Origin of the sequence: Mesorhizobium sp. M2A.F.Ca.ET.046.03.2.1, from assembly GCF_003952425.1 — a bacterium.
Lineage (GTDB): Bacteria > Pseudomonadota > Alphaproteobacteria > Rhizobiales > Rhizobiaceae > Mesorhizobium.
The window spans coordinates 1,862,028-1,881,468 of the sequence record NZ_CP034449.1 but is presented as its reverse complement, the minus strand read 5'-3'; the positions used below and the strand labels follow the sequence as shown (position 1 = coordinate 1,881,468).

The following is a 19,441-nucleotide window of genomic DNA, read 5'->3' as shown; positions in this document are numbered from 1 at the left end:
CGGAAAGAGCATGACGATGAGCAATCTTGCCTACGACACGCCCGCGGAAACCGGCGACCTTTCGCAGCAGGACATCGCCGCCATGCAGGCGCTGCGCCCCGTGCCGCGCATTTCGATCCAGGCTTTCTGCGAGACCGAAGGCGTCGCCAGCCCCGTGGAGCGCGCCGCCGAGGATCGCCGTATGGCCAAGGCCCATCTCAAGGTCCATATGGGCGGCGTTCCGACCGCGATCGAGTTCTATCAGTCCGCGCCGACACCGAACCTGATCCTGCTGGAATCGCGCAGCGAGCCGAAGCAACTGCTCGAACAACTCGGCCAGCTCGCGGAGTATTGCGATCCGTCGTCCAAGGTCGTGGTCATCGGCCACTACAACGATGTCGGGCTCTACCGCGAGCTCATCCGTTCAGGCATTTCCGAATATGTCGTCGCGCCGGTCTCAATGTCCGACATCGTCAGCGTCGTGTCGTCGATCTTCGTCGATCCGGAATCGGAGCCGATAGGCCGCTCAATCGCCTTCATCGGCGCCAAGGGCGGCGTCGGCTCATCGACCATTGCCCACAATGCGGCCTGGGCGATGTCGTCGCTGTTCAAATCCGAAGTCGTCATCGCTGACCTCGACCTCGCCTTCGGCACCGCCAACATCAACTTCGATCAGGATCCGGCTCAGGGCATCGCAGAGGCCGTGTTTTCGCCTGAGCGGGTCGACGAGGTCTATCTCGACCGCCTGCTCGCGCAATGCGCCGAGCATCTGTCGCTGCTTGCGGCCCCCTCCACGCTCGAACGCGTCTATGATTTCGACGCCGAGGCCTTCTCGCAGATCATCGAGACGGCGCAACGCAGCGCGCCCCTGCTGGTTCTCGATATCCCTCACATCTGGAGCGGGTGGACGAAGAGCACGCTGATCAAGGCCGACGAGATCGTCATCACCGCCACGCCCGAGCTCGCAAATCTTCGCAACACCAAGAACTTGGTGGACATGCTGAAGCGGCTGCGCCCGAACGATCCGCCGCCGAAGCTGATCATCAACCAGGCAGGTGTGCCGAAACGGCCGGAGATAGCGCCTTCCGATTTCGCCGAGCCGCTTGGCATCACGCCCATGGCGGTGATCAATTTCGAACCGCTGCTGTTCGGCAATGCCGCCAACAACGGCCGCATGCTGACCGAGATGGACGCTAAGAACCCGGTCGTCGCGACCATCAACGAGATAGCGCATGTGCTGACCGGACGTAGCGAAATCAAGACAAAGAAGAAGGCGGGCCTGGGTTCGATCCTCGGCAAGCTCTCGCGCAACAGGAAATGACGCTGTTTGAGCGGCATCGGGTAGTCGATCATGTTTGGTAAGAGAAGCAAAGACGACGGCAACCGGGTGACGCCCGAATTCCGTCCGCCGGCGTCGGCTCCCGCCGCTCCCGCTTCGACGGGAACGATGACGGCCGAGCGGCCGGCCGTGCCGGCGTCCACCGCGCCGGCTGCGCCGCCGGCTCGCCGTCCCGTGGAGGCGCCGCCGATGGCGCCCGAGCCGCCAAGAAGGATCCAGCGCGAGCGCTCAGAGACTTACTACGACACCAAGAGCCAGGTGTTCTCCGCGCTCATCGACACGATCGATCTGTCGCAGCTCGCCAAGCTCGATCCCGAAAGCGCGCGCGAGGAAATCCGCGACATCGTCAACGATATTATCGCGATCAAGAACTTCGCGATGTCGATCTCCGAGCAGGAGGAGCTGCTTGAAGATATCTGCAACGACGTTCTGGGCTATGGACCGCTGGAGCCGCTGCTCGCCCGCGACGACATAGCCGACATCATGGTCAACGGCTCCAAGAACGTCTACATCGAAGTCAACGGCAGGGTCGAACAGACCGGCGTCCGCTTCCGCGACAACCAGCAGCTGCTCAACATCTGCCAGCGTATCGTCAGCCAGGTCGGCCGTCGTGTCGATGAATCGAGCCCAATCTGCGACGCGCGCCTGCCCGACGGCTCGCGCGTCAACGTCATCGCGCCGCCGCTCTCCATCGACGGCACCGCGCTCACCATCCGCAAGTTCAAGAAGGACAAGCTGACGCTGGACCAGCTGGTCAAGTTTGGCGCCATCTCGCCGCAAGGCGCGGAAATCCTCAAGATCATAGGCCGTGTCCGCTGCAATGTCGTCATCTCGGGCGGCACCGGCTCCGGCAAGACGACGCTGCTCAACTGCCTGACCAACTATATCGACCGCGAGGAGCGGGTCATCACCTGCGAGGACTCGGCCGAACTGCAGCTGCAGCAGCCGCATGTGGTGCGTCTCGAAACCCGGCCGCCCAATCTCGAGGGCGAGGGCGAGGTGACCATGCGCGATCTCGTCAAGAACTGCCTGCGTATGCGGCCCGAGCGCATCATCGTCGGCGAAGTGCGCGGACCGGAAGTGTTCGACCTTCTGCAGGCGATGAACACCGGTCACGACGGCTCGATGGGAACGATCCACTCGAACAGCCCCCGCGAATGCCTCAACCGTATCGAATCGATGATCGCCATGGGCGGCTATTCGCTGCCGCAGCGCACCGTGCGCGAGATCGTCGTCGGCTCGATCGACGTGATCATCCAGGCCGCTCGCCTGCGCGACGGTTCGCGCCGCATCACCCACATCACCGAGGTGGTCGGCATGGAAGGCGACGTCATCATCACCCAGGATCTCGTCCTCTATAACATCAAGGGCGAGGACTCGAGCGGCCGGCTGGTTGGCGAGCATGTGTCGACGGGCATCGGCCGCCCGCATTTCTGGGATCGCGCCCGCTATTATGGCGAGGAGCAGCGCCTCGCCAATGCGCTCGAGGCGATGGAGAAACGCGCTGACTGATTTGTCTGGAGGTCTGACGCAATTCCAGGAAAAGTGTGAAGCGGTTATCCGTCCGGAATTGCGTCCAAACAAAGAAATAGGGCGGTTCGCCGTTTCTTTGAAACGGCGAAAGGGCCTAGGGGCACCGGTCGATGTTCGGAATTGACACCACCGTCCTGGCGTTCATCGTGCTCGCCGGCTTCAGCGCCGGCGCGGTGGCTTATGCTTTCCTGTTCACGCGCATCGACAACGAGAAGCAGGCGGGCAAGCGGCTTCAAACCATCAAGACAGCCGAAACCGACAGGTCGGTGGTGAAGGCCACGCGCGATCGCGCCGCGGAGGCGGTCAAGCGCCGCAAAAGTCTCCAGGACTCGCTCAAGCAGCTCGACGAGAAACAGAAGACCAACGATAGAAACCTCAAGAAACCGCCGCTGAAGGTTCAGATCCGCCAGGCCGGCATGCAGGTGCCGATCGAGCGCTTCTACATATACTCCGTCGTCTGCAGCATCATCCTGACGGCCCTTCTCTTTTTCGTCGGCGCGCCTCTGTGGGCCCTGCCCGGCGCCCTGCTGGTGGGCGGGCTCGGTCTGCCGCGCTGGTTCGTTTCGTTTCGCCGCACACGTCGCGTCAAGGCCTTCCTGGAAGAGTTTCCGAACGCGCTCGACATCATCGTGCGCGCGGTCAAGTCCGGTCTGCCGCTCAACGACGCGATCCGCCTGATCGCCAATGAATCGCCCGAACCGGTCCGGTCGGAGTTCCGCCGCATCGTCGATTCCCAGCAGATGGGCATGTCGGTCCCCGACGCCGCCATGCGCATGTCCGAGACCATGCCGTGCAGCGAGGCCGGCTTCTTCGGGATCGTCATCCAGATCCAGTCGCAGGCCGGCGGCAACCTGTCCGAGGCGCTAGGCAACCTTTCGCGCGTCCTGCGCGACCGCAAGAAGATGAAGGCCAAGGTCCAGGCGCTGTCGATGGAAGCCAAGGCATCCGCCGTCATCATCGGCGCCCTGCCTTTTGTCGTCGCCTTTCTCGTCTATCTGTCGAGCCCGAATTATATCATGCCGCTGTTCACCACCAATGTCGGCAACCTGATCCTCGGCTGTGCGGGCGTCTGGATGTCGATCGGCATCCTGGTGATGCGCAAGATGATGAATTTCGAAGTGTAGGGGCGCGGATCCGGTGACAGAACAGGTCGTCAAAACACTCACCGATCCTTCCTTTCTGATCGCGATGCTGGTCGGCATCGCCGTGTTCGCGACCGTGTTCACCCTCATGCCGGCGTTCGGTGGCACGTCGCTCAAATCGCGCATGAAGTCCGTGGCGCTCGAACGAGACAAATTGCGCGCCGAGCAGCGCGCGCGGCTGGCCAGCGAGGCTGACCGCCGGCGCAAGGGCCTGCGCGAGGAACAGTCCATCGGCATGCGCAACATCGTCGACCGCCTGGATCTGAAGCGCGCGCTTGCCGATGAAAACACGATCCAGAAGCTCAAGGTCGCGGGCTTCCGCGGCCAGAACCCGCTGACGCGCTTCCTCTTCTTCCGCCTCGTCCTGCCATTCGTGGGCTTTGCGCTGGCGGCAGTCTACCTGTTCGTGCTCGGCGGCCTGCCGCAGCAGCCGGCTTTCATCAAGCTGTTCGTCTGTGTCGTCGTCGCCTATGGCGGCTTCTACGCGCCCATCCTCTATGTCAACAACCGCGCGACCAAGCGCAAGCAATCGATCCAACTGGCGTGGCCGGACGCGCTCGACCTGATGCTGATCTGCGTGGAATCCGGCATGTCGGTGGAAGCGGCCCTGCGCAGGGTCGCCGACGAAATCGGCGCGCAGTCGGTCCCGCTTGCCGAGGAATTCGTGCTCACCAATGCCGAATTGTCCTATCTGCAGGATCGCAAGATCGCTTATGAGAACCTGGCAAGCCGCACCGGCCTGGAATCGGTCAAGTCGGTGTCGCAGGCCCTGGTCCAGGCCGAACGCTACGGCACGCCGGTGGCGCATGCGCTGCGCGTGCTCGCCTCGGAAAGCCGCGACATGCGCATGAACGCGGCCGAGAAGAAAGCCGCCGCGCTGCCGCCGAAGCTCACCGTGCCGATGATCCTGTTCTTCCTGCCGGTTCTGTTCGCCATCATTCTTGGCCCGGCCGGCATCCAGGTCAGCCAGCGCGGCATCTTCGGCGACCAGCACAGCTCCTCGAGCAAGTAAAGCAATTCCAGGAAAAGTGTCGCGCGGGTTTCCGCCCGGAATTGCGTAGAAAAAGAGAAAGCATTCCAGGAAAAGTGTCGCGCGGTTTTCCGCCCGGAATTGCGTAGAAAAAGAGAAGGCAATTCCAGGAAAAGTGTCGAGCGGGTTTCCGTCCGGAATTGCGTAAAAAGCAAAGAGAAAGAGCCGTTCGTGTCAATCAAAAAAAGCCGCGCGGCTTTTGGATTGTCGGAGCGGGCGGCGCTTGGCGGCGTCCGTCAGTTCGTGGCGACTTTCGCCTTGTTCTTGTCCCGATCCTTCAGCTGGCTCCAGGCATTCTGCTGGGCAAGCATCTGGCGCAGATAGGCGACGTTGGCCTGCGCCTGTTCGGGCGACAATTCCTGCGAGGCGATCTTCTCGGCCTCGTCGAAGCGGCCCTGCAGGCCCACTACGAGTGCAAGGTTCTGCCGCACCCGGCTGTCGGCGCTAGGCTGCTGCGCGGCCGAGCGCATATAGGTCTCGGCCGTTCGCAGGTCGCCTTCGAGCACATAGGACATGCCGAGATTGGACAGCACCGAAGGCTCGTTCGGTTTGAGTTCCAGCGCCTTGCGGTAGTCCTGACGCGCTTCGTCCTTCTGGCCCATCTGGTCGAGGATCGCGGCTTCCGCCGACACCAGCTTCCAGTCCGGATATTCGGGCGTCTGCGCGCGGCGCACGGCGTCCAGCGCCGGCTCGAACTGGCCGTTGGCGGCGAGAGCCTTGCCATAGGCTGCAAGCACCTCGCGATCCTTGGGATAGGCGATCGCCAGCTTGCGCATCACGGCGAGCGACTGATCGGCATCGCCGTCCATCTGCAGCGCCGCCGCGAAATTCATCGCCATGCGCTTGTCATTGGGATTGCGGGCGTAGGATTCGCCAAGCCTCGACGTGGCGGTGTGCAGTTCGCCGGCCGACATCGTTTCCAGCGGCCTTCTATCGGAGCGCGAGATGGAGCCGGTGGTCATCTGGCTGGTGCTGCCGCAACCTGCCACGCTGGCTGCCAGTGCCGCCATGAAGGCTGTGCTGATCAGACGCTTGGCTCTATGGTTCAACGCTTTGATCGGCATCGGCGCCCGGTCTCCATTCCTGTGCGGCCATAGGCTGGCCGTCTTCCCTCCCGCAGAAATATTCTGTTAACCCTAATGGACCGTTAAGAAGCCGACTCATCCTGTTCGGCCGGAGATCATCGCATGCCTGTCGAACTCGTCGAACAAAAGCCGCAAGCCGCCTTGCCTGTCTATCTGGTGGCAAAGGACGCCCTTGAAGCCGCGGCATTGCCGCCGCCCGCCATCGCCTGGGCAAGAGCCAACGGTTTTTCCGGCGAGGCAGGGCGCACGCTCGTCCTGCCGGGCGAGGGCGGCGGTCTCGCCGGCGCGCTGTTCGGCATCGGCGACGGCGAAAGCGCTTTGGCCCTCGGCGCGCTCGCAAGATCGTTGCCGGAGGGCGACTGGCATTTCGCGTCGGCTCCCGCGCAGCCCGATCTCGCCGCGCTCGCGCTGGTCCTGGGCGGCTATGTGTATACGCGCTACGGCAAGAGGCCGGGCAAGGCCTTACGCTTCGCGCTTCCGGAGGGCGCGAACGCCGCGCATGTCCGCCGCGTCGCCGATAGCGTGTTCCTGACGCGCGATCTCGTCAACACGCCGACCAGCGACCTCGGTCCGGTCGAACTGGAAGAAGCCGCCCGGCAACTGGCGGCCGCCCATGCCGCCGATATTTCCGCAATCCACGGCGACGATCTTCTGGCGCGGAATTTCCCGATGATCCACGCTGTTGGCCGGGCTTCCGCCGATGCGCCGCGGCTGATCGACATGAGCTGGGGACCGAGCGCTGCGCCGAAGGTGACGCTGGTCGGCAAAGGCGTCTGCTTCGACACCGGCGGCCTCGACATCAAGCCGTCGTCCGGCATGCTTCTGATGAAGAAGGACATGGGCGGCGCCGCCAATGTGCTGGGCCTCGCTTCCATGATCATGGCGGCGAAACTGAATGTCCGGCTGCGCGTGCTGATCCCCGCCGTCGAGAATTCGATCGCCGGCAATGCCTTCCGTCCTGGCGACGTGCTGAAGAGCCGCAAGGGCATCACGGTCGAGATCGGCAACACGGACGCTGAAGGCAGGCTGATCCTGGCCGACGCGCTGGCGCTGGCCGATGAGGAACAGCCCGCCTTGCTGGTCGACATGGCGACGCTGACGGGCGCTGCCAGGGTCGCGCTCGGCCCCGATCTGCCGCCTTTCTACACCGCCGACGAGACGCTCGCGGCCGACATTGCCGCAGCCTCCATGGCGGTCGAGGATCCGCTGTGGCGAATGCCGCTATGGCGTCCCTATGATGCGAAGCTTTCCTCAAAGATCGCCGACATCAACAATGTCACCACGGACGGTTTTGCCGGCTCGATCACCGCGGCGCTTTTCCTCAAGCGCTTCGTCGAGAAGACCCACAGCTGGGCGCATTTCGACATCTTCGCCTGGAACCCGGCCGACCGCCCCCACGGCCTGACCGGCGGCGAGGCGCAGGGCATTCGGGCGCTCGAGCGGATAATTACGCAGCGATTTGCCTGAGCAATTGGTAGGCGCGCCCGTTACTGAAACGGAACCGAAACAATTTGCCGGCATGCTTGGGCGATGTCGATCTCGATGCGCCCGAGCCAGGCCTTGCGACTGTGGCAGCAAGTGATGCTGGCCCAGGTGCGCGATGGCGAGCCCGATCTCACCATGCGCCAGACGGCGATCCTGTTCACCATCTATCTCGATCCGCCGCCGCACACGGTGCGAGGGCTTGCGGCAAAACTCAACGTCACCAAGCCGGTCATCACCCGGGCGCTGGACACCATGGGCGCGCTGAAGCTCGTCTCGCGCCACCGCGACGAGCTCGACAAGCGCAACGTGCTGATCCGCCGCACGGTGGAAGGCGCGCTCTTTGTCGAGCGCTTCGGCGATGGTATCGTCGCCAGGGCGTACGAACTGCCCATCTGACCTCACTGCCAACGACTGGATTATCGATTTGACCGCAAGGGATGCCCGCCTTCACGCCTTCCGCTCCGACCTTGCCGATGCGAGGCTGAAAGGCGAAGTTGCCGCCGACCGCTTCGTCACCGGCCGCCCGGCGCGGATCACGGCCTCGGTCGCCGACCTGCGCAAGGCGCCGCGCCCCGATGCGGGCGTCAACACGCAGGCGCTGTTCGGCGACGACGTGCTCGTCTTCGAGGACGCGGAAGGCTGGGCCTGGGTGCAGGCCGAGCGCGACGGCTATGTCGGCTATGTGGCGGACAATCTTCTTGGCGCGCGCGACCATGCTCCGAGCCACATCGTCTGCGTGCCGCGCACCTTCCTCTATCCCGGGCCGGATCTGCGCTTTCCGCTCAGCGGGCAGCTGTCGATGGGCTCGACCGTGACCGTGAGCGGCTCGGCCGAGACGCGGGGCACGCATTATGCGCTGCTGCCCTCCGGCCAGGCGATCATCGCCGGCCATCTGCGGCCGATCGCCGAGCTGGCCGACGACTATGTCACCGTCGCCGAAAGTTTTCTCGGCACGCCCTATCTCTGGGGCGGCGTCTCCGGCTTCGGCATCGACTGCTCCGGCCTTGTGCAATTGGCGATGCGCATGACCGGCAAGGATGTGCTGCGCGACTCCGACATGCAGGCGGCGTCGATCGGCACGCCCTTCGAGCCGGGTCCGGACTATACCGGCCTCCAGCGCGGCGACCTCGTGTTCTGGAAAGGCCATGTGGCGACCATGACCGACGAAAGGGACATGATCCACGCCAACGGCCACACCATGCTGGTCTCGCGCGAAGGGCTGAAGGAAGCGGTCGAGCGCATCGGCTATCTCTATGGTGGCCCAACCGGGTTCAGGAGGCCGTGATCTTCCTTCTCCCCGTTTCACGGGGAGAAGGTGCCCGAAGGGCGGATGAGGGGCGGCGCCGATGTTCGCGGTTGGCCGCTATTTCCCGACCTATCATCGTCTAACTAAACCATCATCTCGATCGCCGGCGCCGCCCCTCACCTGCCTGCCGGCATCCTCTCCCCGTAAACGGGGCGAGGAACGCCGATCCCCTTTTGTTCCGATTTTCCTTGGCGATCGCGTGCCGCCGCGCTACCTGTTGCGCGTGACCGAGCAGCCGCGCCTTGCCGAACAGAACGCCGCCGTCCTGCTGCCTGAGCCATTCGTCAAATGGTTCGGCCAAAAGGGCTGGTCGCCGCGTGCCCATCAGCTCGAGCTGCTGGCGAAGGCGCAAAGCGGCCAATCGGTGCTGCTGATCGCGCCGACCGGCGCCGGCAAGACGCTGGCCGGCTTCCTGCCGTCGCTCACCGAGCTCGCCAACCGTCCCAAGCGCAAGCCTGGCCAGGCCCGTCGCGCCATCCACACGCTCTACATCTCGCCGCTGAAAGCGCTGGCCGTCGATATCGAGCGCAATCTCGGCAAGCCGGTCGAGGAGATCGGCCTGCCCGTCACCATCGAGACCCGCACCGGCGACACGCCTTCGCACAAGCGCCAGCGGCAGAAGCTGGCGCCACCCGACATTCTGCTCACCACGCCAGAGCAGCTCGCGCTGCTGATCGCCTCGAACGACGCGAGGCGCTTCTTCGAAGACTTGCGCTATGTCGTGTTCGACGAGCTGCATTCGCTTGTCACCTCGAAGCGCGGGCATCTCCTGGCGCTTGGCCTGGCGCGGCTGCGCGCTTTCGTTCCCGATCTCCAGACCATCGGCCTGTCGGCAACGGTCGCCGAGCCCGACGAATTGCGGCGCTGGCTGGTCAGCCAGGCTTCTCCCGGTGCCATGTCCGAGCTCATCGTCGTCACGGGTGGCGCCAAGCCCGATATCTCGATCCTTGATTCCGAAGAGCGCGTTCCCTGGGCCGGCCATTCGGCCCGCTACGCCACGCCGGAAATTTACCGCGAGATCAAGCGGCACAAGACCACGCTGCTCTTCGTCAACACCCGCAGCCAGGCCGAGCTGCTGTTCCAGGAACTATGGCGCGTCAATGAGGATACCTTGCCGATCGCCCTCCATCACGGCTCGCTGGACGTCGCCCAGCGCCGCCGCGTCGAGAAGGCAATGGGCGAGAATGCATTGCGCGCCATCGTTGCCACCTCGACGCTCGATCTCGGCATCGACTGGGGCGATGTCGACCTAGTCGTGCATGTCGGCGCGCCGAAGGGCGCCAGTCGTCTGGCACAACGCATCGGCCGCGCCAACCATCGCATGGACGAGCCGTCGAAGGCGATCCTCATCCCCGCAAACCGCTTCGAGGTTCTGGAATGCCGCGCCGCGCTCGACGCCAACTATCTCGGCGCCCAGGACACGCCGCCATTGGTCAATGGCGGGCTGGACGTCTTGGCGCAGCACGTGCTGGGCTGCGCCTGCGGCGCGCCGTTCCATGCCGACGCACTGTTTGATGAGGTAAGGACCGCCGCGCCTTACGCCAGCCTGGACAGGCCGACATTCGACCGGGTCATCGACTTCGTCGCCACCGGCGGCTACGCGCTCAGGAATTACGAGCGCTACGCGCGCATCCGGCAGACCAGGGAGGGCTTGTGGCGGGTTTCAAATCCGGCCGTCGCCCAGCAATACAGGCTCAATGTCGGCACCATCATCGAAGTGCCGGCGCTCAATGTACGCTACGTCCAGGCCGGCAGCCGGGGGGCAGCCTCGCGCGGCGGCAGGGTGCTGGGAAAGATCGAGGAAGCATTCCTGGAGACTTTGACCCATGGCGACACCTTCATGTTCGCCGGCAAGATCCTGCGCTTCGAAGGCATTCGCGAGAACGAGTGCTTCGTCTCGAACGCGCCGGGCAGCGATGCGAAAGTGCCCTACTATGGCGGCGGCAAATTCCCGCTTTCGACCTACCTGGCCGAGCAGGTCCGAGCCATGCTCGACGATCCGCAACGCTGGAAGAAGCTACCCGAGCAGGTTGCGGATTGGCTGCGGTTCCAGGCGGACAAGTCCATCCTGCCGAAACGCGACGACCTGCTGATCGAGACTTTTCCGCGCGGCAACCGCTACTACCTCGTGGCCTATCCGTTTGAGGGCAGGCTTGCTCACCAGACGCTCGGCATGCTGCTCACCCGCCGGCTCGATCGCGCGGGCGCGAAGCCGGTCGGTTTCGTGGCCACCGACTATGCGCTGGCCATCTGGTCGCTGGCCGACATGGGCTGGATGTTCAAGAACAGAAAACCGTCGCTGGCCACGCTGTTCGATCAAGACATGCTGGGCGATGATCTCGAAGCCTGGTTTGCCGACAGCTGGCTCTTGAAGCGCACCTTCCGCAACTGCGCGCTGATTTCCGGACTGATCGAAAAACGCCACCCCGGCAAGGAGAAAAGCGGCCGCCAGGTGACCGTCTCGACCGACCTGATCTATGACGTGCTGCGCAGCCATGAACCCGACCATATTCTGCTGCAGGCCACCCGCACCGACGCTGCGACCGGGTTGCTCGATGTCAGCAGACTTGCCGAGATGCTCTCGCGCATTCGCGGTCGAATCATGCATAAGAATCTCGAACAGATATCGCCGCTCGCCGTGCCGATCATGCTCGAAATCGGCAAGATGCCGGTGAATGGCGAGGCAGACGAGACGTTATTGATGGATGCCGCCACCCTTGTCGAAGAGGCCATGGGGCCGGAGATGATCGACTGAAAGAGAGGGACGAAGAGGGGATGAATTTTTCGCTCTCACGCGCAACGCTGATCGCCGAGGCCGACCCTGTCGGTATCGCCGGCGAGCGCGCGATCTGCGATCGGCGTGGCGTTCTCTACTTCCCCGATCTGCGCCTGCTCGCGGTCTCCGACCTGCATCTCGAAAAAGGCTCTTCTTTCGCCAGGCGCGGCGCGCTGATCCCACCTTACGATACCGGTGCCACCTTGCTCAGGCTGCAGTCGGTGATCGCCGACTATCAGCCGCGCATCGTCGTCAGCCTAGGAGACTCCTTCCATGATGGTGGCGGCGCCGGGCGCATGCATTCGAGTTTTCGCGAACGCCTGGAAGCGATGATGACCGGTCGCGACTGGTTCTGGGTCGCCGGCAACCACGATCCTGAGGCGCCCGCTGACTTGCCCGGCGAGACGGTGAGGGAACTTGCCATCGGCTCGCTGCTCTTTCGCCATGAGCCCTCGAAGACGCGGATCGAGGGCGAGATATCAGGCCATCTCCACCCATGCGCGCGCATCGTCCAGCGCGGCCGCTCGGTCCGGCGGCGCTGCTTTGCCGGCGATGGCGGCCGCATGATCATGCCGGCCTTCGGCGCCTATACCGGCTCGCTCAACGTGCTCGACCGCGCCTATGCCGGCCTGTTCCGCCTGGAAACGCTGGTTGCCTATATGCTCGGCGCCGAGCGCATTTTTGCGATCTCCGGCTCGATGCTGCGGCCGGGCTGATACAGCTTCATCTGCCATAGTACAGCGTGACCGTGTGCTTCGCCTCGGCGAAGAACAGCCAGCGCTCGACCAGCATGCCGGCCAACTGACAAACAGCTGCAAGCACCGAGGCAATCGCCGCGAACGGCCAAGGCAGGGCGAAGGCGATGACAAGCAGGACGGCGGGCGCAATGAATGCCAGCGTCTGCGTGATCCGTCGTAGCTTCGCGCTATGTTTGCGCGCGATGCGGAAGCCCATCTCCTTCAGCAGATAGTTCTCTTCCGTATGCGGCCATTCGATCGACCGCACCGTGCCGCCGGCGAGCCCGGTCGCGGTGTTGGCATTTGTCGGAATCTCCAGCCGGTCATTGTAGCGCCATGTCGCGAGCTTCCAGACCCAGCCGGCGAGGGTGGCAAGCAGGGCCCAGGCCAGCATCTCCGCTGAACCCAGCTCGAACCCCTGAAGCAGGGCGTTGGCGAGAACGCTTCCGGTCATGGCAGCAAAGATGAGATAGGCCGGCAACGTATATCGGCTGTGCCATTGCGCGACCGGCTTCAGCGAAGCGTAGATCATGCCCGTCGTGCAGACAGTCACGACGGCGCCAGCCGCCGCCAGCAGGCCGGCGGCCGCCACCCAGCCGCCGCTCTTGCCGAGAAACACCCAGCCGATGCCGAACAGCACGGCCGGGATGAAGGTCGCGACCGACGCCACGCCTTCGCGCGACAGCCACGAGCTGCGCCATTGCGAGAAGGCGCGCCAGGCGCGCCTGGGACGGCCGAGATGACCGGTGGAGGACAAAAGCCCGGCCACGATCAGCCCGAGCGCCAGCGCCATGCCGACAAGCCCAAGCCGGAAATCGGCGGGAATGAACCCCAACCCGCCAAGCAGGCCGAGCAGCGCCAACAGGCCGTAGCCGGCACCGGTGGCGGTTGTGAAGAAGACGACCGAGAAAGCGGGGTGCATGATCAGTTCGAAAGCACGCGGTCGATCCAACCGAGAAAGCCGCCCTCGGCCTTGATCGGCTCCAGCGCGGGCGCGTCGACCTTCGCCGCCCGTTCGCTGCGGGCGCGCGGCGGCAAATAGCGGTTGGTCGGCTTGTAGCCGAGTTCCGGCATCAGTGCCACGCCGCCACGCTCCTCGACGAGTTGCGAGATCGCCGAGGTGGGATCGCCGAGATCGCCGAAATGCCGGGCGCTGGTCGGGCAGGCGGCGACGCAGGCGGGCACGCGATCTTCCTCGGCCAGATTGTCGTTGTAGATACGGTCGACGCAGAGCGTGCATTTCTTCATGACGCCGACATCCGCGTCGAACTCGCGCGCGCCATAGGGGCAGGCCCAGCTGCACAATTTGCAGCCGATGCATTTATCCTCGTCGACCAGCACGATGCCGTCGGAGGCGCGCTTGTAGGAGGCGCCGGTCGGGCAAACGGTGACGCAGGCCGGCTGCTCGCAATGGAGGCAGGAGCGCGGGAAGTTCACTGTCCGGCAGCCCCGCTCCGTCGTGTGCTCGTAGGCATGCACCCGGTTGAACCAGACGCCGTCAACATGTCCGCCATAAGGGTCGATGTCGGTCAGCGGCGCCATATGGCCGCCGGTGTTCCACTCCTTGCAGGCGGTGACGCAGGCCTGGCAGCCGACGCAGGTGTCGAGGTCGATGACGAGGCCGAGCTTCTTGTCGGTTTGGGCGGGAAGGCAGGTCATTCGGCGGCTTCCCTTTTCATGCGGAATTCCGCGCCGAAGCGAAGTACGTCGGGCGACGGTTCGAAATGCGGCGGCTGAGCAAAACGCTCGAATTGCGGTTCGGTGAAGCCGGCTTCCTCGGCCGAGCATTTGACGATCCGCACGCGCACGTCGAACCACGCCGCCTGTCCCGTGACCGGATCGGAATTCGAATAGCGCTTGCCGTTGGCATCGGCCGATGTCTGGTCGCCGATGATGTGGTTGAGCAGGAAGCCGCGATTGCTCTCGGCCGCATCGTCCTTCAGCGCCCAGCTGCCGCGCCGCTTGCCGATCGCGTTCCAGGTCCACACCGTGTCCGGGTTGACGCCGTCGATCAGCTTGATCTGGCCCTTCACCCTTCCGTTGATGCTTTCGATCCAAACCCAGTCGTCGTCGGCAAGGCCGAGCTTGCTGGCCGTCTGGCGATGCACGAACAGCCGGTTCTGGCTGGTGATCTGCCGCAGCCACGCATTCTGCGAACCCCAGGAATGGTACATATGCATCGGTCGCTGCGTCAGCGCATGCAGCGGATATCTTTCAAGGTCGACGGCGTCGTCCTCGAAGGGCGCGTACCAGAACGGCAGCGGGTCCATATAGGCTTCGATGCGGCCGCGTTCGGCGTCGGGTGGCTGCACCTTGCCGTGGCCACGCGCTGCCAGCCTGAACCGTTGGATCGGCTCCGAGTAAAGCTGGAAGACGATCGGCTCTGCGCAGGGGATGAAACCCATCTCGACCGCGAAATCGAGATAGGCGCGGTTGCCCATCTTGTAATAGCGCTGGTCGTCGGAAAAATCGTGGTGCCAGAAGCCGCCATTGTCGATGTAGCGCTGCAACTGGTCTGGGTTGACGTCGCCCTTGCCGATCGAGCCACCATCCTTGCCGCGCCAGCCGGCTAGAGGGCCGATGCCGGGCGTGCGCTGATGGTTGACGATGTAGTCGGCATAGTCGCGGTATGTCGCCGAGCCGTCCTCGTTGACGAAGCAAGGCAGGCCGAGCCGCGCGCCGAGTTCGATCAGCACCGACTGGAACGGCCGCACGTCGCGATCCGGCTGCACCACGGGGTGGCGAATGGCGTCGGCGGCGCCGTCGGCATGGCTGATCGGCCGGTCGAGCAGGCTGATGCAGTCGTGCCGTTCGAGATAGGTGGTGTCGGGCAGCACCAGGTCGGCGAACGGCACGGTCTCGGAATAATAGGCGTCGGAATAGATGATGAAGGGGATCTTGTAGGCGCCGGCCTCGTCCTTGTCGGTCAGCATGGCAATGGTCTCGACCGTGTTCATCGACGAGTTCCACGCCATGTTCGACATGTACATCATCAGCGTGTCGATCGGATAAGGATCGCCGGCCCAGGCGTTGCGGATCACCGTGTGCATCAGCCCATGCGCGGCCAAAGGCGCTTCCCAGGAATAGGCCTTGTCGATGCGGACAGGCCGGCCGGCCTCGTCGACAAGAAGATCATCCGGTCCGCAGACGAAGCCGAGCGGCACGCCGTCCAGCGGCGTCATCGGCTGGGCGTTTTTTCCGCATGGCTTCGGTCCCGGCGGCGCGCAGCGCGGATAGGGCGGCTTGAAGCGGAAGCCACCCGGAACGTCCACCGTGCCGAGCAGAACCTGCAGCAAATGGATGGCGCGGCAGGTGTGAAAGCCGTTGGAATGGGCCGAGATGCCGCGCATGGCATGCATCGACACCGGCCGCCCCTTGATCGTCTCATGCCGCCGGCCCGCCCAGTCGGTCCAGGCGATCGGCAGCTCGATCGTCTGCTCGAAGGCGACATGCGCCAACTCCGCCGCGATCCGCCGGATCGTGTCGGCGCCGACGCCGCAGCGCGCGGCGACCGCGTCGGGCGAGTAGCTGTCGTCCAGATAGCGATCGGCGATGAGCTGGAACACCGGCACGCAGTGCCGCCCGCCGACGTCGTAGCCGCCGGTCAGCGCCGGCTTTGCTTCGGGATCGGCTGCATTGACCGGATGCTTGGCCACCCTGTCCCAAGCCAGCGGGTTGCCGTCGGCGTCGCGCACAAAGAGTCCGTCGTCGGCAGCGCCCGGCTCCTGCACGACCAGCACCGTCGCGTTGGTGTAGCGCAGCAGATAGTCGAGATCGACGCGGCCGGCCTTGAGCAGGTCGTGGACCAGCGCCAGCACGAACAGGCCGTCGGTGCCCGGCCTGATGCCGATCCAGTCGTCGGCGATGGCATTGTAGCCGGTGCGGCACGGGTTGATCGAAACCACCTTGGCGCCGCGCGCCTTGAGCTTGCCGAGGCCGATCTTGATCGGGTTGGAGTCATGGTCCTCGGCAACGCCGAACAGCATGAAATATCGGGTGTTGTCCCAGTCGGGTTCGCCGAACTCCCAGAACGAGCCGCCGATCGTGTAGAGCCCGCCGGCCGCCATGTTGACCGAGCAGAAGCCGCCATGCGCGGCGAAGTTCGGCGTGCCGAATTTCGACGCCCACCAGCCGGTCAGCGATTGCGACTGGTCGCGTCCGGTGAAGAAGGCGAGTTTTTTCGGATCGGTGCGGCGGATCGCCGACAGCCTCTCGGTGGCGATGGTCAGCGCCTCGTCCCATTCGATCTCACGGAATTCGCCCGAGCCGCGCGGGCCTGTGCGCAGCAGCGGTTTCTTCAGCCGCGCCGGGCTGTAATGCTGCATGATGCCGGCGCTGCCCTTGCCGCAGATCACACCGCGGTTCACCGGATGGTCCTTGTTGCCGTTGATGTAGCGGACCTTGCCGTCCTTGATGTGGACGTCGATGCCGCAGCGGCAGGCGCACATATAGCAGGTGGTCTTGGCGACGCGGTCGGAGACGCTGGGCGAAGTCTCGACGCCGTCGCCCTCATTTGGCGCGTGAGTGTCGGAAAGAGGCCGTTGCGAGGGTGCGGAATTGGCGCCGCGCGGCGCGGCGTTGCTCATGATTGGCGAACGCTCTTGCCGTTCGCCATCTTGGCCTTCGTCTTAGGCCCCGGGCCGCGCATGTAGTGAAGTTCAGGATGATAGCGCTCGCCGGCAAGCTGCCGCTTCAGCCGGCGGCTCCAATGCGCGAATAGGGATTTGAAGCGCCCTGCCATTTCCCACTCTTGGCCTCTGGCGACCAATTTTTTCCAAGTCCAGCTAAAAACTTAGAACAAAGCAATTGATCCGTCTAACAAGCAGCTCTTGTAATTCCGATCGATTTTGCTTCTTAGTTGCGCTATGACCCTCGACCAGTTGCGCATCTTCGTCGCCGTCGCCGAGCATGGCCACATGACCAAGGCCGCCGAGCGGCTCGGCATCTCGCAGTCGGCTGCGTCGGCGGCTATCCGCGCGCTCGAAACCCAGCACGACGTGCGCCTGTTCAACCGGGTCGGCCGCAACATCGAACTAGCAGAGACCGGCCACCGCTTCCTGCCGGAGGCGAAGGCGGTCCTGGATCGCGCCGCGGCTGCGCGTGGCGTGCTGGAGGATGTCTCGCAGACCGTCGCCGGCAGCCTGTCGATCGCGGCCAGCCAGACCATCGCCAGCTACTGGCTGCCGCGTCGCCTGGCTGCCTTCCACGAGGCCTATCCTGCGGTGAAGCTGAACGTGACCATCGGCAACACCAGGCAGGTCGAGACCAATGTGCTGGACGGCCGCGCCGATTTCGGCCTGGTCGAGGGCCGTACCGAGTCCGACATCCTGCGTCGCGCCACGGTCGACGAGGACCGCATGATGCTGGTGGTGGCGCGCTCGCATCCCGAGATCCCGATGACGCGGGCGGGAAACCTCGACATCAGGGCGCTGCGCTGGATCATCAGGGAAGGCGGGTCGGGCACGCGCGAGGCGCTGGAGGATTTCGCGCACAGCCAGGGCGTTCCGCCGGCGGAGCTGCAGATATTCCTGGTTCTGCCCAGCAACGAGGCAGTGCGCCAGGCGGTCGAGGCCGGCGCGGGCGCCACGATCATCTCGGAACTCGTCGTCGCGCGCTCCCTGGCGGAGGGGAGCCTCAGGGCCGTGCCGGTGGAATTGCCGAAGCGCGACTTCGCCATGATCACACACCGCGACCGCCAGGCGAGCCTCGCCCAGATGGCGCTGAAGGCGCATCTCACCGGCCGGGCGGACGCGCCGGCAAACGCCGAATAATCACGCGTATTTGCGCTGCGCATCCAGCGCGAGGCCAAGGCCGACCGAGCCGAACATGTCGCCTTCGATGACGGCTGCCTGCGGCACCAGCGACAGGATTTCCCGCTTCGCCAGCGGGATGGCGGTCGAACCGCCGGTGAGGAACACGGCAGTGATGGCCGAGGCATCGACGCCGGCGTCGGCGATCGTCTGCCTGACCGTCGCGGTCACGCGTTCGATGTCGTTCGCGATGGTCTCCTCGAGGCCTCCGCGCGTGATCTCGGCCGCAAAGCGCGCGCCGGGCAGCGACACCTTCACCTCGGCCGAGGACTGGTCGGTCAGCGCGATCTTAGCCCTTTCGACCAGGCCGGCAATTGCGTGGCCGTAGCGGTGCTCGACGACATGGATGAAGCGGTCGACGAGGTCGGCGCGCTCGGCCTCGTAGCGGATCTGGCGAAGATCCGACATCGCCTTGGCGGTGTAGACGAGGTTGATGCGCTGCCAGGTCGCCAGGTCGATGAAATAGGCCGCCGGCAGATTGCGCTTGTGGTCCTTGGTCCGCGTCAGATAGCCGAGCTCGGGCATGACATGGGAGATGCTGAGCAGCCGGTCGAAATCGGTGCCGCCGATATGGATGCCGCGATTGGCGAGGATGTCCGCCTTGCGGTCGGTCGAGCGCGCGCGCTCCGGCGAGACCCGCACGATCGAGAAATCGGAGGTGCCGCCGCCCATGTCGACGATCAGCGCCAGCTCCTCGCGGGTGACCTTCTGCTCGTAGTCGAGCGCCGCCGCGATCGGCTCGAACTGGAAGGCGATGTGCTTGAAGCCTTGCGCGCGCGCGGCCTTCTCCAATTCGCCCTGCGCCTTCGCATCGGCGGCCGTGTCCTCGTCGACGAACTGCACGGGCCGGCCGAGCACCACGTTCTCGACCGGACCGCCGGCGTCTTCTTCGAGCCGCTTCTTCAGATGGCCGACGAACATGCCGATAATGTCGATGAAGCCGATCTGGCGCGCCTTGATGCGGGTCTTCTCATTGGCGAGCGAGCTGCCGAGCACGCTCTTCAGAGAGCGCATCAGACGGCCTTCGATGCTATCGGTATAGTCGCTGATCGCGCGGCGGCCGAAATAAGTGTAGCCGTCCTCGAAGTTGAAGAACACGGCGCTCGGCAGAGTGGGTTGCTCGCCCTCCAGCGCCACCAGTCGCGCCCGGCCGTCGCGGATCACCCCCACGGTGGAATTGGACGTGCCGAAATCGATGCCGCCGAATGCTGATTGCATC

16 protein-coding genes are annotated in these 19,441 nt (G+C 64.5%); 10 read left to right on the top strand and 6 right to left on the bottom strand.

The genetic code is table 11. The features are described from left to right. The first annotated feature begins 16 nt into the window (after positions 1 to 16). The 4 genes from EJ072_RS08945 to EJ072_RS08930 all read left to right on the top strand — a co-directional run bounded on the left by EJ072_RS08945 (position 17) and on the right by EJ072_RS08930 (position 5,005). Positions 17 to 1,300, top strand: a complete 1,284-nt coding sequence (locus EJ072_RS08945) for a CpaE family protein (protein WP_189342051.1) — start codon at positions 17 to 19, stop codon at positions 1,298 to 1,300. A 30-nt stretch (positions 1,301 to 1,330) separates the two neighbouring features. Beyond that, entirely contained in the window at positions 1,331 to 2,830 is a 1,500-nt protein-coding gene (locus tag EJ072_RS08940; RefSeq protein ID WP_126079376.1) for a CpaF family protein, read from the top strand. A gap of 131 nt (positions 2,831 to 2,961) precedes the next feature. Further along, positions 2,962 to 3,975 (top strand): type II secretion system F family protein, encoded by a 1,014-nt coding sequence (locus tag EJ072_RS08935; protein ID WP_126079375.1) that lies wholly within the window; start codon positions 2,962 to 2,964, stop codon positions 3,973 to 3,975. Positions 3,976 to 3,988: 13 nt separating this feature from the next. Next, a complete protein-coding gene (locus EJ072_RS08930) occupies positions 3,989 to 5,005 on the top strand; it encodes a type II secretion system F family protein (protein ID WP_126079374.1) in 1,017 nt (338 codons plus the stop codon). 254 nt (positions 5,006 to 5,259) lie between these two features. Here EJ072_RS08930 and EJ072_RS08925 read toward each other — a convergent pair whose 3' ends face one another. Then, positions 5,260 to 6,087 (bottom strand): tetratricopeptide repeat protein, encoded by an 828-nt coding sequence (locus EJ072_RS08925; RefSeq protein WP_126079373.1) that lies wholly within the window; start codon positions 6,085 to 6,087, stop codon positions 5,260 to 5,262. A gap of 123 nt (positions 6,088 to 6,210) precedes the next feature. Between EJ072_RS08925 and EJ072_RS08920 the strand changes: the two genes are divergently transcribed. The 5 genes from EJ072_RS08920 (at position 6,211) to pdeM (ending at position 12,391) form a co-directional block, all read left to right on the top strand. Next, positions 6,211 to 7,575, top strand: a complete 1,365-nt coding sequence (locus EJ072_RS08920; RefSeq protein WP_126079372.1) for a leucyl aminopeptidase family protein — start codon at positions 6,211 to 6,213, stop codon at positions 7,573 to 7,575. A 63-nt stretch (positions 7,576 to 7,638) separates the two neighbouring features. Beyond that, on the top strand, positions 7,639 to 7,989 hold the full coding sequence (locus tag EJ072_RS08915; RefSeq protein WP_042638647.1) for a MarR family winged helix-turn-helix transcriptional regulator: 351 nt from the start codon (positions 7,639 to 7,641) through the stop codon (positions 7,987 to 7,989). Between the two features lie 28 nt (positions 7,990 to 8,017). Next, positions 8,018 to 8,878 carry an NlpC/P60 family protein gene (locus EJ072_RS08910; protein WP_189342044.1) on the top strand — a complete coding sequence of 287 codons (861 nt, stop codon included), beginning with the start codon at positions 8,018 to 8,020 and terminating at the stop codon, positions 8,876 to 8,878. A 244-nt stretch (positions 8,879 to 9,122) separates the two neighbouring features. Further along, complete coding sequence (locus EJ072_RS08905) at positions 9,123 to 11,654, top strand: ligase-associated DNA damage response DEXH box helicase (protein WP_189342045.1); 2,532 nt, start codon at positions 9,123 to 9,125, stop codon at positions 11,652 to 11,654. Between the two features lie 20 nt (positions 11,655 to 11,674). Beyond that, positions 11,675 to 12,391 carry a ligase-associated DNA damage response endonuclease PdeM gene (gene pdeM / locus EJ072_RS08900; protein ID WP_126079370.1) on the top strand — a complete coding sequence of 239 codons (717 nt, stop codon included), beginning with the start codon at positions 11,675 to 11,677 and terminating at the stop codon, positions 12,389 to 12,391. Positions 12,392 to 12,398: 7 nt separating this feature from the next. On the opposite strand, the gene EJ072_RS08895 is transcribed toward pdeM, so the two are convergent. From EJ072_RS08895 to EJ072_RS35895, 4 genes are read right to left on the bottom strand one after another with little or no spacing between them, the layout of a single operon-like run. Further along, a complete protein-coding gene (locus EJ072_RS08895; RefSeq protein ID WP_126079369.1) occupies positions 12,399 to 13,334 on the bottom strand; it encodes a DmsC/YnfH family molybdoenzyme membrane anchor subunit in 936 nt (311 codons plus the stop codon). 2 nt (positions 13,335 to 13,336) lie between these two features. Beyond that, positions 13,337 to 14,071 carry a 4Fe-4S dicluster domain-containing protein gene (locus EJ072_RS08890; protein WP_126079368.1) on the bottom strand — a complete coding sequence of 245 codons (735 nt, stop codon included), beginning with the start codon at positions 14,069 to 14,071 and terminating at the stop codon, positions 13,337 to 13,339. Next, positions 14,068 to 16,998, bottom strand: a complete 2,931-nt coding sequence (locus EJ072_RS08885; RefSeq protein WP_126079367.1) for a molybdopterin oxidoreductase family protein — start codon at positions 16,996 to 16,998, stop codon at positions 14,068 to 14,070. The genes EJ072_RS08890 and EJ072_RS08885 overlap by 4 nt, the downstream gene beginning before the upstream one ends. Continuing rightward, positions 16,995 to 17,153 carry a hypothetical protein gene (locus EJ072_RS35895; protein WP_189343264.1) on the bottom strand — a complete coding sequence of 53 codons (159 nt, stop codon included), beginning with the start codon at positions 17,151 to 17,153 and terminating at the stop codon, positions 16,995 to 16,997. The genes EJ072_RS08885 and EJ072_RS35895 overlap by 4 nt, the downstream gene beginning before the upstream one ends. A 124-nt stretch (positions 17,154 to 17,277) precedes the next feature. Here EJ072_RS35895 and EJ072_RS08880 point away from each other — a divergent pair, with 124 nt between their 5' ends. Then, complete coding sequence (locus tag EJ072_RS08880) at positions 17,278 to 18,183, top strand: LysR family transcriptional regulator (protein ID WP_126079366.1); 906 nt, start codon at positions 17,278 to 17,280, stop codon at positions 18,181 to 18,183. Here EJ072_RS08880 and EJ072_RS08875 read toward each other — a convergent pair whose 3' ends face one another. Next, positions 18,184 to 19,440, bottom strand: coding sequence for an Hsp70 family protein (locus EJ072_RS08875; protein ID WP_126079365.1), 1,257 nt, complete (start codon positions 19,438 to 19,440; stop codon positions 18,184 to 18,186). It lies immediately after the preceding gene. Position 19,441 lies beyond the last annotated feature (1 nt).

Bases quoted from the DNA above. Each gene is read 5' to 3' on its own strand.
- EJ072_RS08945 (WP_189342051.1), top strand. From the start codon at position 17: ATGAGCAATCTTGCCTACGACACGCCCGCGGAAACCGGCGACCTTTCG.
- EJ072_RS08940 (WP_126079376.1), top strand. From the start codon at position 1,331: ATGTTTGGTAAGAGAAGCAAAGACGACGGCAACCGGGTGACGCCCGAA.
- EJ072_RS08935 (WP_126079375.1), top strand. From the start codon at position 2,962: ATGTTCGGAATTGACACCACCGTCCTGGCGTTCATCGTGCTCGCCGGC.
- EJ072_RS08925 (WP_126079373.1), bottom strand. From the start codon at position 6,087: ATGCCGATCAAAGCGTTGAACCATAGAGCCAAGCGTCTGATCAGCACA.
- EJ072_RS08920 (WP_126079372.1), top strand. From the start codon at position 6,211: ATGCCTGTCGAACTCGTCGAACAAAAGCCGCAAGCCGCCTTGCCTGTC.
- EJ072_RS08915 (WP_042638647.1), top strand. From the start codon at position 7,639: ATGTCGATCTCGATGCGCCCGAGCCAGGCCTTGCGACTGTGGCAGCAA.
- pdeM (WP_126079370.1), top strand. From the start codon at position 11,675: ATGAATTTTTCGCTCTCACGCGCAACGCTGATCGCCGAGGCCGACCCT.
- EJ072_RS08895 (WP_126079369.1), bottom strand. From the start codon at position 13,334: ATGCACCCCGCTTTCTCGGTCGTCTTCTTCACAACCGCCACCGGTGCC.
- EJ072_RS08890 (WP_126079368.1), bottom strand. From the start codon at position 14,071: ATGACCTGCCTTCCCGCCCAAACCGACAAGAAGCTCGGCCTCGTCATC.
- EJ072_RS08885 (WP_126079367.1), bottom strand. From the start codon at position 16,998: ATGAGCAACGCCGCGCCGCGCGGCGCCAATTCCGCACCCTCGCAACGG.
- EJ072_RS35895 (WP_189343264.1), bottom strand. From the start codon at position 17,153: ATGGCAGGGCGCTTCAAATCCCTATTCGCGCATTGGAGCCGCCGGCTG.
- EJ072_RS08880 (WP_126079366.1), top strand. From the start codon at position 17,278: ATGACCCTCGACCAGTTGCGCATCTTCGTCGCCGTCGCCGAGCATGGC.
- EJ072_RS08875 (WP_126079365.1), bottom strand. From the start codon at position 19,440: ATGCAATCAGCATTCGGCGGCATCGATTTCGGCACGTCCAATTCCACC.